This is a genomic window from Kitasatospora sp. NPDC057936, from assembly GCF_042887525.1.
Lineage (GTDB): Bacteria > Actinomycetota > Actinomycetes > Streptomycetales > Streptomycetaceae > Kitasatospora.
This window is the reverse complement of record NZ_JBHVPD010000157.1, coordinates 1-15348: the sequence shown is the minus strand read 5'-3', so window position 1 is coordinate 15348 and position 15348 is coordinate 1. Positions and strand designations below refer to the sequence as shown.

The 15348-nt window shown below is 72.8% G+C and carries 16 protein-coding genes; 10 read left to right on the top strand and 6 right to left on the bottom strand.

Features of this window, described 5'->3' with window-relative positions:
• The 3 genes from ACFVU9_RS43790 to ACFVU9_RS43780 form a co-directional block, all read right to left on the bottom strand.
• Window positions 1-866, bottom strand: an 866-nt coding sequence (locus ACFVU9_RS43790; RefSeq protein ID WP_387603371.1) for a hypothetical protein, incomplete at its 3' end; no start/stop codon positions are given.
• A gap of 126 nt (window positions 867-992) precedes the next feature.
• Window positions 993-1670 carry a uracil-DNA glycosylase gene (locus ACFVU9_RS43785; RefSeq protein WP_380445219.1) on the bottom strand — a complete coding sequence of 226 codons (678 nt, stop codon included), beginning with the start codon at window positions 1668-1670 and terminating at the stop codon, window positions 993-995.
• A gap of 58 nt (window positions 1671-1728) precedes the next feature.
• A complete protein-coding gene (locus tag ACFVU9_RS43780) occupies window positions 1729-2820 on the bottom strand; it encodes an amidohydrolase family protein (protein ID WP_380445218.1) in 1092 nt (363 codons plus the stop codon).
• Between the two features lie 96 nt (window positions 2821-2916).
• On the opposite strand from ACFVU9_RS43780, the gene ACFVU9_RS43775 reads away from it, so the two are divergent.
• Window positions 2917-4005 (top strand): pyridoxal-phosphate-dependent aminotransferase family protein, encoded by a 1089-nt coding sequence (locus ACFVU9_RS43775; RefSeq protein ID WP_380445217.1) that lies wholly within the window; start codon window positions 2917-2919, stop codon window positions 4003-4005.
• A 58-nt stretch (window positions 4006-4063) separates the two neighbouring features.
• On the opposite strand, the gene ACFVU9_RS43770 is transcribed toward ACFVU9_RS43775, so the two are convergent.
• Window positions 4064-5638: an APC family permease gene (locus ACFVU9_RS43770; protein WP_380445216.1), complete on the bottom strand. Its 1575-nt coding sequence runs from the start codon at window positions 5636-5638 to the stop codon at window positions 4064-4066.
• Between the two features lie 189 nt (window positions 5639-5827).
• On the bottom strand, window positions 5828-6181 hold the full coding sequence (locus ACFVU9_RS43765) for a DUF6087 family protein (RefSeq protein ID WP_387603366.1): 354 nt from the start codon (window positions 6179-6181) through the stop codon (window positions 5828-5830).
• Here ACFVU9_RS43765 and ACFVU9_RS43760 point away from each other — a divergent pair.
• From ACFVU9_RS43760 to ACFVU9_RS43750, 3 genes are all read left to right on the top strand, one after another.
• Entirely contained in the window at window positions 6150-6569 is a 420-nt protein-coding gene (locus tag ACFVU9_RS43760; protein WP_387603363.1) for a hypothetical protein, read from the top strand. The two genes, ACFVU9_RS43765 and ACFVU9_RS43760, sit on opposite strands and share 32 nt — an antisense overlap.
• Before the next feature lie 5 nt (window positions 6570-6574).
• Window positions 6575-7102: a GNAT family N-acetyltransferase gene (locus ACFVU9_RS43755; RefSeq protein WP_387603374.1), complete on the top strand. Its 528-nt coding sequence runs from the start codon at window positions 6575-6577 to the stop codon at window positions 7100-7102.
• A 248-nt stretch (window positions 7103-7350) separates the two neighbouring features.
• Window positions 7351-8925: a TauD/TfdA family dioxygenase gene (locus ACFVU9_RS43750; protein ID WP_387603360.1), complete on the top strand. Its 1575-nt coding sequence runs from the start codon at window positions 7351-7353 to the stop codon at window positions 8923-8925.
• A gap of 45 nt (window positions 8926-8970) precedes the next feature.
• Here the strand turns inward: ACFVU9_RS43750 and ACFVU9_RS43745 are convergent, their stop codons facing one another.
• Window positions 8971-9759 (bottom strand): GntR family transcriptional regulator, encoded by a 789-nt coding sequence (locus ACFVU9_RS43745; protein WP_359960935.1) that lies wholly within the window; start codon window positions 9757-9759, stop codon window positions 8971-8973.
• A gap of 347 nt (window positions 9760-10106) precedes the next feature.
• On the opposite strand from ACFVU9_RS43745, the gene ACFVU9_RS43740 reads away from it, so the two are divergent.
• The 6 genes from ACFVU9_RS43740 to ACFVU9_RS43715 are packed head-to-tail and all read left to right on the top strand — an operon-like array spanning window position 10107 to window position 15291.
• Window positions 10107-11273, top strand: coding sequence for an ABC transporter substrate-binding protein (locus ACFVU9_RS43740; protein WP_380445208.1), 1167 nt, complete (start codon window positions 10107-10109; stop codon window positions 11271-11273).
• 6 nt (window positions 11274-11279) lie between these two features.
• Window positions 11280-12263, top strand: a complete 984-nt coding sequence (locus ACFVU9_RS43735) for an ABC transporter permease (RefSeq protein ID WP_387603357.1) — start codon at window positions 11280-11282, stop codon at window positions 12261-12263.
• Window positions 12263-13072 carry an ABC transporter permease gene (locus tag ACFVU9_RS43730; RefSeq protein WP_380499456.1) on the top strand — a complete coding sequence of 270 codons (810 nt, stop codon included), beginning with the start codon at window positions 12263-12265 and terminating at the stop codon, window positions 13070-13072. The genes ACFVU9_RS43735 and ACFVU9_RS43730 overlap by 1 nt, the downstream gene beginning before the upstream one ends.
• A 34-nt stretch (window positions 13073-13106) precedes the next feature.
• Window positions 13107-14192 carry an ABC transporter ATP-binding protein gene (locus ACFVU9_RS43725; protein WP_380445206.1) on the top strand — a complete coding sequence of 362 codons (1086 nt, stop codon included), beginning with the start codon at window positions 13107-13109 and terminating at the stop codon, window positions 14190-14192.
• Window positions 14193-14243: 51 nt separating this feature from the next.
• Window positions 14244-14963 carry an HAD family hydrolase gene (locus tag ACFVU9_RS43720; RefSeq protein ID WP_387603353.1) on the top strand — a complete coding sequence of 240 codons (720 nt, stop codon included), beginning with the start codon at window positions 14244-14246 and terminating at the stop codon, window positions 14961-14963.
• A 7-nt stretch (window positions 14964-14970) separates the two neighbouring features.
• Complete coding sequence (locus tag ACFVU9_RS43715) at window positions 14971-15291, top strand: DMT family transporter (RefSeq protein ID WP_380445204.1); 321 nt, start codon at window positions 14971-14973, stop codon at window positions 15289-15291.
• Window positions 15292-15348 lie beyond the last annotated feature (57 nt).

Below are 15348 nucleotides of genomic sequence, written 5' to 3'. Positions count from 1 at the left end.
GTCTCGGCCAGGCCCGCGGCCGGGCGCGCGGACGCGGCGTGCGCGGCGCCGGCGCCCGTCGTGGTGTCGGCCACCGGCTGGGCGGTGGGCACGCCGGTGGGCGCGTCCGTGGTGGGCGCCGGGGTCGGGGTGGCCGTGGCCGGGCCGGTCGGCGGGACCGGCTTCTCGCAGCTCACCGAGGCGACGGTGATCTTCCCGGTGACCTTGGCGACGTTCAGGTTCAGCGGGTTCACCGCCACCTGCACCTCCAGCGCGGAGGCGGCGGCCGTGGTCGAGGTGGTGGTGCGCTTGGAGAACTCCACCGAGACGCTGCCCACCAGCGGCACGTCCACCGTGGTCGGCGCGTACAGGCCGACGGTGACCGGCTTGCCGAGCACGGTGAGCTTCGCGGGCGCGACGACGTTCGCGGTCGGCTGCCCGTCGACCGGACACGTCACCTCGGCGCTCATCGCCTCCAGGCCGAGCAGCGCGGTGGCCGGCAGGCCGGGGGCGTGCACGTCGGCGTTGACCAGCCGGACGGAGGCGGCGGTGCCCTTGGCGTCGGAGCGCGTCACGGACTTCCCGACGTCGGCCTTGACGAGCGTGACCGGGCCCTGCTGGTCGACGCCGTCGACCTTGGCGGTCAGCACGGAGCCTTCGCGCTGCGCGGGCGTCTCCACCTTGTTCAGCGCTATGTCCACGGGCACGTCCACCGCCTTGTTCAGCAGGCTGACGTCCAGCGCGAGCTCGGCGGTGACGGCGCGCGCCGTGCCCGGGGATCCGGGCGCCGGTGCCGGTGCCGTCCCGGCCGCCCGGGCGGGCGGGACGGTGAGCAGCGCGCACGCCACCGTGGCAGCGGCAACAGAAACGATTCGTCGGGAAGACATGGCGGTACCCCCACAGCGGTGGAACGATGAGCCGCCAGTCTTCTCAAACGATCCGTCACACGAGTCACACGGAACGTCATTTCACTCGTTGGAGTGAGGTTGGCGTTCCGCCGTGACCCGGAACTGCTAGGGCAGGCGCCAGTCCACCGGCTGCGCCCCCTGGCGCGCCAGGAGGTCGTTGGCCCGGCTGAACGGCCGCGAGCCGAAGAAGCCGCCGTTCGCCGAGTACGGGCTCGGGTGCGCCGACTCGATCGCCGGGACCTCCCCGAGCAGCGGCCGCAGGTTCCGGGCGTCCCGGCCCCACAGGATCGCCACCAGCGGGCCGCCGCGTGCCACCAGCGCCTTTATCGCCTGCTCGGTGACCTCCTCCCAGCCCTTGCCGCGGTGCGCGGCGGGCTTGCGCGGCGCCGTCGTCAGCGCGCGGTTGAGCAGCAGGACGCCCTGCTGCGTCCACGGGGTGAGGTCGCCGTTGGACGGCTGCGGGAGGCCGAGGTCCGTCCCGTACTCCTGGAAGATGTTGATCAGGCTGGCCGGGATCGGCCGCACCTCGGGCCCGACCGAGAAGCTCAGCCCGACGGCGTGCCCGGGGGTCGGGTACGGGTCCTGCCCGACGATCAGCACCCGCACGTCGGCGAAGGGCTGCTGGAAGGCGCGCAGCACGTTCGGCCCGGAGGGCAGGTAGGTGCGGCCTGCGGCCAGTTCGGCGCGCAGGAAGTCGCCCATCGCGGCGACCTGCCCGGCAACGGGTGCCAGGGCGGTCGCCCAGCCGGGCTCGACGATCTCGTGAAGTGGACGCGGTGCCATGGTCGCCACCCTATCGGCCTACGCCGACAGCGCGTTCAGCGGATGATCTTGAGAACCGTCATCCCACCGGACGGCCGCGCAGCACCACCGTGCGGGGTGCGGCCAGCACCCGGACGTCGGCCCGCGGGTCCTCGTCGTAGACCACGAGGTCCGCCGGGGCGCCCTCCTCCAGGCCCGGACGCCCGAGCCACTCGCGCGCACCCCAACTCGCCGCCGACAGCGCCTCGTTCGGGCTCAGTCCGGCCTTGACGAGCTCGGCGACCTCCTCCGCCACCAGGCCGTGCGCGAGCGAGCCGCCCGCGTCCGTCCCGACGAAGACCGGGATCCCGGCGTCGTGCGCGGCGCCGACGGTGTCGTAGCGGCGCTCGTGCAGGCGGCGCATGTGCGCGGCCCAGGCCGGGAACTTGCCCTCGCCGCCGGCCGCCAGCGCGGGGAAGGTCGCGATGTTGACGAGCGTCGGGACGATCGCCACCCCGCGCTCGGCGAAGGCCGGGATCAGTTCCTCGGTCAGCCCGGTGGCGTGCTCGACGCAGTCGATGCCGGCCGCGAGGAGGTCCGGCAGCGACTCGGCCGCGAAGCAGTGCGCCGTCACCCGCGCGCCCTCCTCGTGCGCCGCCGCGATCGCCTCGGCCAGCGCGTCGCCGGGCCAGCAGGCGGTGAGGTCGCCGTGCTCGCGGTCGATCCAGTCGCCGACCAGCTTGACCCAGCCGTCGCCGCGCCGGGCCTCGGCCCGGACGTAGGCGGCGAGGTCGCCCGGCTCGATCTCGTGCGCGTAGTTGCGGATGTAGCGGCGGGTGCGGGCGATGTGCCGCCCGGCCCGGATGATCCGCGGCAGGTCCTCGCGCTCGTCGATCCAGCGGGTGTCGGCGGCCGAGCCGGCGTCGCGGATCAGCAGGGTGCCGGCGTCGCGGTCGGTGAGCGCCTGCTTCTCGCTGGTCTCGGCGTCCACCGCGCCGTGCGCGTCCAGGCCGACGTGGCAGTGCGCGTCGACCAGGCCGGGCAGCGCCCAGCCGGTGACGGTCCGGACGTCCCCGGCGCCGGGCGGGCGGGTGAAGCTCACCCGGCCGTCCACCACCCAGAGTTCGTCCCGGACGTCCTCCGGACCGACCAGCACCCGACCCCGGACGTGCAGCACCGCGCCATCGCTCATGGCCCGCACTCTACCGACGGGCGGGTTCCGTGCGAGCGGCGAGAATGCGGCAGACTCGTTCCCGTCCCAACCACCCGTGCGCGAAAGGCACCAGCTGTGAGTGTGTTCCTCGACGACCTCCCCCCGCTCAGCGCCGCCGGGTTCGCGGCGATCGAGGACCAGGTGGCCGCGCTGCTGCACACCTCCGCGGACGTGATCGTCACCCAGGGCGAGGCGCTGCTGCCCCTGGAGGCCGCGATCCGCGGCGCCGCGCACCCGGGCTCGACCGCGCTCAACATCGTCACCGGCCCGTACGGCCAGACCTTCGGGAACTGGCTGCGCTCGTGCGGCGCCGAGGTCGTCGACCTGGCGGTCCCCTTCCACAGCGCGGTGAGCGCGCGGCAGGTCGCCGACGCGCTGGCCGCGAACCCGGCGATCGACTTCGTCTCGCTGGTCCACGCCGAGGCCGCCACCGGCAACACCAACCCGGTCGCCGAGATCGCCGCCGTGGTGCGCGAGCACGGCGCGCTGCTGATGCTCGACGCGGTGGCCTCGGTGGCCGCCGAGCCGCTGCTCACCGACGCGTGGGGCGTCGACCTGTGCGTCATCGGCGGCCAGAAGGCGATGGGCGGCCCGGCCGGCGTCTCCGCGGTGTCCGTCTCCGGGCGCGCCTGGGAGCGGATCGCCGCCAACCCGGCCGCCCCGCGCCGCTCGTACCTGTCCCTGCTGGACTGGAAGGAGCGCTGGACGGACGCCGGGCGGGCCGTACTGCCGCACGCCCCGGCCCAGTTGGAGATGCTGGCGCTCGGCGCCTGCCTCGACCGCATCGCCGCCGACGGCCTGCCGGCGGTCATCGCCCGCCACCGCGCCGCCTCGGCCGCGACCCGGGCCGGCGTCCGCGCGCTGGGCACGCTCACCCCGTACGTCACGGAGGACGCGCACGCCGCGCCGGTCGCGACCACCCTGCGCACCGCCCCGGGCGTGCACGCCGGCGAGCTCGCCGCGGCCCTCGACCCGTCGCTCCCCGTCCAGCCGGGCGGCGGCGCGCTGGCGGCGGAGATGCTCCGGGTCAACCACTACGGCCGGGCGGCCTCGCCGGACACCGTCCGCGCGTGCCTCACCGCCCTGGCCGCCGCGACCGGCGCGGACGCCGAGCCGGCCCTGGCGGCCGCCGACGCCGCCTGGGCCGCGACCGTCGAAGGCTGAGCGCACAAGCGGAGAGCGGCCCCCGGGACTCCTCGGGGGCCGCTCTCCGTTCCGGCGGTCAGTGCCCGCCCGCGTCCACCACCTCGACGCCCCGGATGTTCCGCTCGATCTCCTCCCGCGGCAGCGCGACCGCGAGGGCCCAGTAGTAGACCACCAGGGAGAAGACCACCACGACCCCGATGTCCCACCAGAGCGGCAGGTTCCCCTGGGCGCCCACGCCGAAGGTCCCCTGCCACGAGACGATCCCCATCCCGACCAGGTAGACCGGCAGCCACTGCCCGGCCTTGAAGTCCATCCGCGGCGCGTTCGGCATGCCCTTCGAGGCGGCGTACGCGGAGTACCCGCCGAGCAGCGCGTACCCGATCAGGATCGCCAGGCCCAGCCGCCACAGGGTGTCCCAGCCGGACCAGTAGATGACCAGGCTCGCCACCGCGAAGGCCAGCGGCGAGATCACCGAGCCGGCCGGCAGGTGGTACGAGCGCTCCAGCCCCGGCAGCCGCTTGCGCAGCACGCCGAAGGCCAGCGGCGCCCCCGCGTACATCAGCACGACGGCGGAGGTGATGAACCCGACCAGCCGCTGCCAGCTCGGGAAGGGCAGGAAGCACAGCACGCCGGCCACCCAGGCGATGACCAGGCCGAGCCAGGGCACCGAGCGCTTGTCGGTGTACTGGAGGGCCTGCGGCGCGTAGCCGTTGCGGCTGAGGCCGTAGGTGACCCGCGAGCTGGAGGTGATGTAGACCAGCCCGGTGCCGGCCGGCGAGATCACCGCGTCGATGAACAGGATGGTGGCGAGCCAGCCGAGTCCGATCAGCGTGGCGAGGCCCGCGAACGGCCCGCTGATGCCGGGGTAGTCGAGCTTGCCCCAGCCCCCGGCGAAGGTCTCCGGCGGCAGGGCGCCGATGAACACCACCTGGAGCATGACGTAGACGATCGTGCCGACCACGACCGAGCCGAGCACGGCCCTCGGGATGTCCCGGCGGGGGTTGCGGCTCTCGCCCGCCCACTGGATGGCCTGCTCGAAGCCGAGCAGCGCGAAGATCACCCCGCTGGTGCTGATGGCCGCGAGCACGCCCTTGGCGCCGTCCGGCGCGAAGCCGTGGACGTTGAAGTTGGAACCGTGGAACTCGGTGATCCCGAGGGCGAAGATGGCCAGGATCGGGACCGCGACCTTCCACACGGTGGCCACGCTGTTGGTGTGAGCGAGCAGCCGGACCCCGAGGAAGTTGACGGCGACGAAGACCCCGAGCAGCACGGCCGCGACGACGAACCCGCTGCCCGTCAGCGTGAGGTCCTTGTTCAGGAAGCCGTCCGCCCAGGTCCAGTGCCGGGCGTAGTTGATCATCGCCTGGACCTCGATGGGCGCGATCGTCGCGGCCTGCAGCCACGTGAACCACCCGAACGACATCCCCGCGAACCCGCCGAACGCGTAGTGCGGGTAGCGCGCCGTCCCGCCCGCCACCGGGAAGAGCCCGCCCAGCTCGGCGTGGATCAGCGCCAGGAGGATGATCGCCACCGCGCCGATCCCCCAGGACAGCAGGGCGGCCGGCCCGGCCGCCACCGCCGCCTTCTGCGCCCCGAACAGCCAGCCGGACCCGATGATCGCGCCGACCGAGGCCCAGAGCAGCCCGACCATCCCGACTTCTCGCTTGAGCCCGGTATGCCCTGACCCAGCCGGAGCCGTCGTCCTGGAATGAGCCATACCCGGCCACCTCTCGCCTATCGGGACAAATCCACCCCGACAGTGCCGCAGCCCCGCCCCTTCTCCCCCGCCAAAACGCGCCCGGGACCGCCCCCTCACCCGAACGGCCGGAGCGCGGATCCCTCAGCCGGGCGGCGGAACCGGCCGACGGTGTCGGCCGGCGCCTTTCCGAAGCAGCGCCACGGGCGTGTCGTCCTGCGCCTCGATCAGCTCACCGTTCCGCCGCATGATCAGCGGATACGCCTCCGAGAAGTCGGCCGCGACGGCCACCGGCCGCCAGGCACGCCCGTCCCACTCGACCACGAGCCGCTGGAGGTCTTGGAACGGATGAAGCTCCTGGCGATCCTCGGGGATGAGCACCAGAGCATCCCGGGTCCCTGGAGGCCGGTCCCGATCAGCTCGGTCGGCATACCACTCGGAGAGCGGTCGCGCGCTTTCGCTCGCGTTGACCTGGCACGACCGGTCCGACAAGGACACCGAGGCTCCCCGATGGACGGCGTTCGCCGGCCACGTCGAGGTCGACTACGCCACTGCCGCGTGGCACGTGGAGAACGGTCGCCCCTTCCATGCGATCCCGTTTCTGAGATCCGCCGTGAGCCAGCTCGGGCCAACGTACAGCCGGAATGCGGCGCTGTACCGGGCACGCCTGGCCGAAGTGCTCATGAAGGCCGGCGCTGTGGAAGAGGCCTGCGCGGAGGCGTGCGCGAGCGCCGATGCGGCTCAGGGCATGACCTCTGCCCGGCTGCTTGAGAGGCTACGAACCGTGGCGGCCTCTGCCGAGCTCATCGATTCGGCATTGACCCGGGATTTCGTAGAACACATGCGGGAGTTCGGGGTGACAGCGAATAAGGGGGAGGCAGCGTGACGGTGATGGTCAGGGTTCTGGACGGAGCACAGACGGCGTTCCTGGAAGAGCAGTTGAAAGCCGTGTTCGCCGAGGCCTTCGCGGAACCGCCGTACGGGGCGAGCCCGCCTGACGTGGAGCGCGCGTTCCGGCGATTCCGGTCGCAGGTGCGCAGGCGGGGTTTCCGGGCAGCGGTGGCGTTCGATGGCGAGACGGTGGTGGGCATGGCGTACGGCTACCCGCTGGCCGCCGGCACGGGCTGGTGGGACACGCTCATCGAGCCAGTAGCCGAGGATCTCCGCCTCGAGAACGGGAAGCGGACGTTCGGACTGTTCGAGCTGGCCGTACGCCCCGCCTGGCGCAGGCGGGGCGTGGCCGCCGAGATGCACCGTGCCCTGCTGAACGGACTGAAGAACCAGCGCGTGATGCTGAACAGCCGCCCGGAGGCGACAGCAGCACAGGCCGCGTACCGCGCGTGGGGCTACCGACCAGTGGGCACGGCGGTGCCGTGGGAGGGCGCGGCGGAGCACGACGTCCTGCTGCTGGACTTGTGACGCCGGCGCCGATCGGCTGCCGGCCGTCGGCGAGCACGCGCCCGGTGTGGCCGCACTTCATGACCATCCGGGCAGGCCGGTCCCCTGTACGCAACCGGATTCGGCCGGGATCTCCCGGGACAGTTCCCGGGACGTTCACCCGCAGGGCACCGGGAACTCACCGGGGGGCGGCAGGCTCCCGGGCGACGGGGTGAAGTTGGCTATACAACTCCACCCCGACCGGGATGCCGTCGAGGAGGAGACCCGCCATGCCCGAGCTGCCGACGTACTGGCTGCGCGACAACTGCCCGTGTGCCGAGTGCCGCGACCCCCGCAACGGGCAGAAGCTGTTCCAGATCGCCGACCTGCCCGAGGACCTCGCGATCGCGGCGCAGTGCGAGATGAACGGGAACCTCGAAGTCCTCTGGTCGGACGGGCACCGCTCGCGCTACCCGCTCACCTGGCTGGCCGAGGCCGGCGAAGGGGACGGACGCACCGAGGCCGACAAGCGGCTCTGGGTCGCGGCGGACTTCCGGCGCGGGCTGCCGGAGGCCGGGTGGGAGGCGTACCTGGCCGATCCCGCCGAGCAGGCCGCGGTGCTGGCGGCCGTCCGGCGCAGCGGGTTCGCGGTGCTGCGCGGCGTGCCGACCACGGAGGGAAAGGTGTGTGAGGTCGCCGAGAGCTTCGGGTTCGTCCGGGTCACCAACTACGGCGAGCTGTTCGACGTCCGCGTCGAGCCGGACCCGAACAACCTCGCCTTCACCAGCGCCGCCATCACGCCGCACACCGACAACCCGTACCGGGACCCGGTGCCCACCCTCCAGCTCCTGCACTGCCTGGAGAACTCCGCCACCGGCGGCGACTCCGGGCTCGTCGACGGCTTCAAGGCCGCCGCCGTCCTCCGGGACGAAGCCCCGGCGGACTTCGCCGTCCTCACCCGCACCCCCGTCCCGTTCGTCTTCCGCGACCGCGGCACCGAACTGCGCGCCGACCGTCCGCTGATCGACGTGGACGCCCTCGGCCGGATCCGCGAGGTCCGGTTCAACAACCGGTCGATCGGCACCCTTCGCAGTGGTGACAGGAACGCCTTCTACGCCGCCTACCGCCGCTTCGCCGACATCACGCTCCGCCCGGAGCTCCAGCTGACCTTCCGCCTCGGCCCCGGCGATTGCCTGATCTTCGACAACACCCGCCTCCTGCACGCCCGGACGGCCTTCCAGCAGGACGGCCACCGCCACCTCCAGGGCTGCTACGCCGACCTCGACTCGCTCGCCTCCACCCTCGCCGTGCTGCACCGCCGCACCGCCGCCCTGGACGCGGTCGCCGAGCTGTTCGCGGGCGAGGGCGCCGGGGAGTACCTGGGCGAGGCGGTCACGATGGCCGAGCACATGCTCCAGGCCGCGGCTGCCGCCGAGGCGGCCCAAGCACCGGCGCACCTGATCGCCGCCGCACTGCTGCACGACGTCGGACACTTCCAGGGCACGCTGCACGGCCGGGACCTGATGCAGGGGCAGGACAACCGGCACAGCGACAGCGGCGCCGACTGGCTGGCGCAGTGGTTCGGCCCGGAGGTCACCGGGCCCGTCCGGCTGCACGTCGCGGCGAAGCGCTACCTGTGCGCGGTCGAGCCGGACTACCGCGCGCGGCTGTCCGAGGCGTCCGAGTACACGCTCAAGGTCCAGGGCGGCCCGATGGACGACGCCCAGGCCGCCGCCTTCGCCGCGCTCCCGGGCGCCGCCGACGCGGTGGCCGTCCGCCGCTGGGACGACGAGGCGAAGGCCGCCGGTGCGCCCACGCCGGACTTCGAGCACTACCGCCCGTTGCTCGCCTCGCTCATGAAGTAGCAGGGAGCGAGGGAGGGGAGGCCCGAAAGGTCCTCCCCTCCCGGCTCAGTCCAGTTCGCGCGCGTGCCGCGAAAGCGCGGACGTCGCCAGGGAGTTGTGCACGCTGAACGCCACCGTCCCGGGCAGGTAGCGGTCCTGGGACCACTCCACCGGCGTGCCGGTCGGGTCGGTCGTGCGCCGCCGCTCGCGCAGCAGCGGGCCGCCGCGGCGGCAGCCGAGCAGGCGGGCGTCCTCCGCGTTGGCCGCGACGATGTCGATGGTGTGGTCGGCGTCGCAGAACAGGATGCCGTGCTCGCGCAGCACCTCGGTGTGCGAGACGACGTCCGGCGGCAGCTCGGCCACGATCTCGCCGACGCGCGGCGGGTAGACGGTGCGCTCGACCATCACCGGCGTGCCGGACAGTGTCCGCAGCCGGACCGTCACGTACACGTCGGCGCCCGGCTCCAGCCGCAGTTGCTCGCGCTCGGCGGCGTCGGCCGGGCGGCGCACCAGCGAGTCGAGGATGCCGCCGGGCTCCTCCCCCATCGAGTACGCCCAGTGCGTGAAGCTGAGGAGCTCGGAGAAGCTCTGCACCCGCGCGCCGCCGAGCACCACGCGCCGGGTGCCGCGCCGGGAGGTGACCAGTCCGTCCGAGCGCAGCACGGCCAGCGCCTGGCGGACCGTCCCGCGGGAGACCCCGTACTGCTCGGCCAGCGCGCCCTCGGCCGGCAGCCGGCCCGCCTCGCCGAACGCGCCGGAGGTGATCGCCTCGCGCAGGTCGGCGGCCACCTTGCGGTAGAGGGCTCCCGTGCGCTCCGCCGGCCGCCCCGGCTCCAGCCCGGGATCCGTTGCCACGTCAGTCAATGTCCCTCCTGGGGCGGTGTCCTGCGCAGCCGTACCGGCGCGGACAGCCCGACCTTATCCCGCTGCGCCTTCGAAGCATCGCACCGGACGGATCACTCCCGACCGGCCGGATTCCACCGTTCCCGCAGCCGACCCCGGTTCTGGGCCGTCCGTTCACCTTCCCGTCACCGGACTCCGGGTTACTTACCCCCGTCAGCGAAGTTGGCTAGTCAACTCGGACGGACTCGCCCGGCTATCGGACGAACCCGAGCACCGGCCGCCACTCGCACGATCCCCCGATCAGACACCTCTGCTCCGCACTCACCCCTCGCAGTACACCCCGATCAGGAGACTGACCAGTGTCCGTGCACCGCGCCCGCTCCGCCGCCTTCGCGGCCGTCCTGACCGCCGCCGCGCTCTCCCTCACCGCCTGCGGCTCCGCCGGCTCGTCCTCCGCGAAGTCCAACAGCGCCTCGGGCGGCAAGGACGCGAAGACCGCCACCTCCGTCGCCGACTTCGGTGGCATGGACGCGCTGGTCGCCGCCGCCAAGAAGGAGGGCAAGCTCCACGTCATCACGCTGCCGCGCGACTGGGCGAACTACGGCAAGCTGATGGACGACTTCAAGGCGAAGTACGGCATCGAGATCGAGGACGAGAACCCGGACGGCTCCAGCCAGGACGAGATCAACGCGATCACCTCCCGCAAGGGCCAGGACCGCGCCCCCGACGTCGTCGACCTGGGATCGGCCTTCGCGATCAGCGCCGGCAAGCAGGGCCTGCTGGCCCCCTACAAGGTCGCCGACTTCGACAAGATCCCGGCCACCATGAAGGACGCCAACGGCCTGAGCTACAACGACTACGGCGGCTACATGTCGATCGGCTGCGACGCCAAGAAGGTGGCCGTCTGCCCGAAGACCTTCGCCGACCTGCTCAAGCCCGACTACAAGGGCATGGTCGCCCTGAACGGCAACCCGACCAAGGCCGGTGCCGCCTTCGGCGCCGTCTACGCCGCGGCCCTCGCCAACGCCGGCTCGCTGGACAACATCCAGCCCGGCATCGACTTCTTCGGCAAGGTCAAGCAGGCCGGCAACTTCAACCCGGTCGAGGTCACCCCGGCGACCATCGAGAAGGGCGAGACCCCGATCAGCATCGACTGGTCGTACCTGAACGCCGGCTACTCGGTGAAGTTCAAGGACAAGGGCATCGACTGGCAGGTCGCCATCCCGTCGGACGGCTCCTACGCGCAGTACTACAACCAGGCCGTCAACAAGGACGCGCCGCACCCGGCCGCCGCCCGCCTGTGGGAGGAGTACCTCTACAGCGCCGCCGGCCAGAACGGCTTCATGGGCGGCTTCGCCACCCCGGCCCTCTTCGACGCCATGAAGGCCGCCGGCACCCTGGACGCCGACGCCGCCTCGAAGCTGCCGCCGGTCGAGAAGCCCTTCACCACCTTCCCCACCCCGGACCAGACCGACGCGGCCAAGAAGGTCGTGACCGAGAACTGGGCCAAGGCGATCGCGGGCTGACCTGAGATGACCACGGCTCCCACCCCGGTGCCGGCCTCCGCCTCCGCCGCGCGTAGCGGCGGGGGCGGCGCCCCCGGCTCCGTCACCCCCGAATCCCCGGCCACCACCGCGGCCGCCAAGGCCCCCCGCCCCGGCAAGCGCGGCGGGCCCCGCGGCCGGGCCTGGCTGGCCGCCCTCCCCCTGCTGCTGTTCTTCGCGATCGGCTTCGGGCTGCCCGCCATCGCGATCGCCATCGGCGCGTTCACGACCTCCACCGACGCCCCCGACGGCGGCGGCACGTTCACCACCGACAACCTCACCGGCTCGCTGCAGGGCGCGTACTTCACCGCCCTGTGGGGCAGCGTGAAGCTCTCCCTGCTGACCGCGCTGATCGCCGCCGTCGTCGGCCTGCCGCTGGCCCAGGCGGTCGCCACCTCCCGGCTGCGGATGTTCCGCGAGGCCGTCATGTCCGCCTCCGGCGTGCTCGCCAACTTCGGCGGTGTCCCGCTCGCGTTCATGTTCGTCGCCACCCTCGGCAACTCCGGCGAGGTCACCAAGCAGTTCGGCCTCACCAAGCACGGCTGGAACCTCTACACCTTCTCCGGCCTCTCGGTGGTCTACCTGTACTTCCTGGTGCCGCTGATGGTCATCACCATCACCCCGGCCCTGGAGGGCCTGCGCACCCAGTGGCGCGAGGCGGCGGCCAACAACGGCGCCACCGGCGTGCAGTACTGGCGCCACGTGGCCCTGCCGGTGCTCGCGCCCTCGCTGCTCGGCGGCTTCGTGCTGCTCTTCGGCGCCTCCTTCGCCGCGTACGCCACCGCCGAGGCCATGGTGGGCAGTTCGGTGCCGCTGATCTCGATGCAGATCGGCGACGCGCTGTCCGGCAACGTCCTGGTCGGCCAGGGCAACCTCGCCCTCGCCCTCGGCCTCGACATGATCGTGGTCGCCTGCCTGGTGATGGCCGTGTACCTGCCCCTTCAGCGCCGGAGTGCCAAGTGGCTCGCCTGATCAACCGCATCCGTTTCGGCCGCGGCCTCGTCCTGCTGATCTGCGGGATCTACTTCGCCGTCCCGATGGCCGCGTCGCTGTGGTTCAGCATCGACGACAACAAGGGCGGCACCACCTTCCGCGCCTACACGGAGCTGGTGAACGCCCCCGGCTTCACCGACAGCCTCGTGCTGAGCCTCGAACTCGCCGGCGTCTCCGTGGCGGTGCTGCTGCTCCTGCTGGTGCCCGCGATGCTCGCCGCCCGGCTCGGCGCGCCGAAGCTGCGCCCGGTGATCGAGATCATGTGCTCGATGCCGCTGGTCGTCCCCGTGGTCGCGCTGACCACCGGCATCATCGGCGTGCTGCGCTGGGGCCCGGACTACCTGCAGGACACGCCGTTCTTCCAGACCATCGTGGCCATCCAGGACCCGAACTTCCCCGTCGTCCTGATCATCGCGTACGTGCTGATGGCGCTCCCGTTCGCCTACCGGGCGCTGGACGCCGGGATGCGCGGCGTCGACGTCGTCACCCTCGTCGAGGCCGCCCGCAACTGCGGCGCCGGCTGGCTGCGCGCGGTGTTCACCGTCGTCCTGCCGAACCTGCGCAGCGGGCTGCTGAACGCGGCCGTGCTCACCGTCGCCCTGGTGCTCGGCGAGTTCACCACCGCCTCGATCCTCGGCTTCGCCCCCTTCTCGGTGTGGATCAACTCCAACGGCAAGAGCGACGGCCAGATGTCCGTCGCCGTGTCGATGCTCAGCCTGCTGATCGTCTGGCTCGTCCTGCTGCTGATGTCCGCCGTCGGCCGCGGCCGCAAGTCCGCGCGGTCCTGATCCGCCCCTTCCGCTTCCCAGGAGTACCTCCCCCATGACCACGGCTACCGCCACCGCCACCGGCACGGCCCCGGCCACCGGCGGCGCGACCGTCGAATTCCGCTCCCTGCGGCGCTCGTTCGGCGCCACCACCGCCCTCGACGGCCTGGACCTGACCGTCAACCCGGGCGAACTGCTCGCCCTGCTCGGCCCGTCCGGCTGCGGCAAGACCACCGCGCTGCGCATCCTGGCCGGCTTCGAGCAGCACGACTCCGGCGAGGTCCTCGTCGACGGCCGGGACATCACCGCGATCCCGGCGCACAAGCGCGACGCGGGCATGGTGTTCCAGTCCTACAGCCTCTTCCCGCACCTGACCGCGCTCGACAACGTCGCCTTCGGGCTGCGGATGCGCGGCGCCGGCAAGGCCGAGCGCCGGCGGCGCGCCCAGGAACTGCTGGAGCTCGTCGGCCTGCCGCAGCGTGCCGGGCACTACCCGCACCAGATGTCCGGCGGCCAGCAGCAGCGCATCGCGCTCGCCCGCGCGCTCGCCCTGCAGCCGCGCGTCCTGCTGCTCGACGAGCCGCTGTCCGCGCTGGACGCCAAGGTCCGCCTCCAGCTGCGCGAGGAGATCCGCCGCCTCCAGCAGGAGCTCGGGATCACCACCCTGTTCGTCACCCACGACCAGGAGGAGGCGCTGTCGATGGCCGACCGCGTCGCCGTCCTGCGCGCGGGCCGCCTGGAGCAGTGCGCCAGCCCGAACGAGCTGTACTCGCGCCCGGCCACCGCGTTCGTCGCCGAGTTCGTCGGCACCATGAGCCGGATCCCGTGCACCCGCACCGACGGGGGCGTCGAGGTGCTCGGCCGCCGGCACGCCGTGGACGGCGCCCTGCCGGTCGACGGCGAGCTCCAGGTGCTGGTCCGCCCGGAGAACGTCACGCTGACCCCGTCCGCGAACGGCCCGGCCCTCGTCGTCACCGCGTCCTTCCTGGGCGCCGTCACCCGGCTCACCGTCCGCCTGGACGACGGCACCGAGGTCAAGGCCGACCTGCCGACCGAGGCCGCCGCCGCCCTCCCGGCCGGTTCGCGCGCCGCGCTCACCCTCCCCGAGCGACCCGTACTGGTGGACCGCCGCTCGGCCTGAGAGCCTGTGACGTCCCCTTTTCGCTCCTGACGATCCACCGAAGGTACCGCCATGCCTGAATCCGCACTGCCCGAATCCGCGCTGCCCGGGTCCGCACTGCCCGAATCCGCCCTGCCCGCCGCCGTCCTGTTCGACATGGACGGCACCCTGGTCGACACCGAGCACCTCTGGTGGGAGGCCGCCGCCGAGCTCGCCGAGGAGCTGCACCGCCCGCTCACCGACCAGGACGCCCCGGAGGTGCTCGGCCGCGCCGTCGAGCACACCGCCGCCCACCTGCACCGGGTCAGCGGCACCGAGCTGAGCGAGGCCGAGGTCGCCGAGCGGCTCGGCGAGTCCTTCGCCGACAAGGTCGCCGCCGAGACGGTCCCGCGCCCCGGCGCGCTCGCCCTGCTCGCCTCGCTGCGCGAGGCCCGGGTGCCCACCGCGCTGGTCTCCGCCTCGCCGCGCCGGGTGGTCGACCTCGTCCTGTCCACCATCGGCCGGGACTGGTTCACCGTCACCCTCGCCGCCGAGGACACCGAGCGGACCAAGCCCGCGCCCGACCCGTACCTGGCCGCCGCCGAGCGCCTCGGCCTGGACCCGGCCGCCTGCGTCGCCGTCGAGGACACCCCGACCGGCGTCACCTCCGCCAGCGCGGCCGGCTGCGCCGTGCTCGCCGTCCCGTCCACGGCCACGCCGATGCCGGACGGCGCCCGGATCACGCTGCTCGACAGCCTGGCGAACGCGGATCTAGCCCTGCTCGGGAAGCTCGGCGCCCACCAGGCCGTTTGAGTCCGGCATGCCCTACCTCCTCCTCGCCCTCGCGATCCTCAGCGAAGTCTGCGCGACCAGCTGCCTCAAGCTCACCGAGGGCTTCTCGAAGTTCTGGCCCAGCGTCGGCGTGGGCGTCGGCTACGTGCTCTCCTTCGCGCTGCTCGGCCGCGCGCTCAAGCACATCCCGGTCTCGGTCGCGTACGCGGTCTGGTCGGGCGCCGGGACGGCGGCGGTCGCCGGGATCGGCGTCGTCGCCTTCGGCGAGTCGCTCGGCAGGCTCCAGATCGCGGGGATCGCCCTGATCATCGTCGGGGTGGTCGTGCTCAACCTCAAGGGCGGCCACTGAGCCCTCCCGGTCCGGCGGCGTCCTCCCGGTCCGGCGGCGCGGCACGGAGAACCGTGC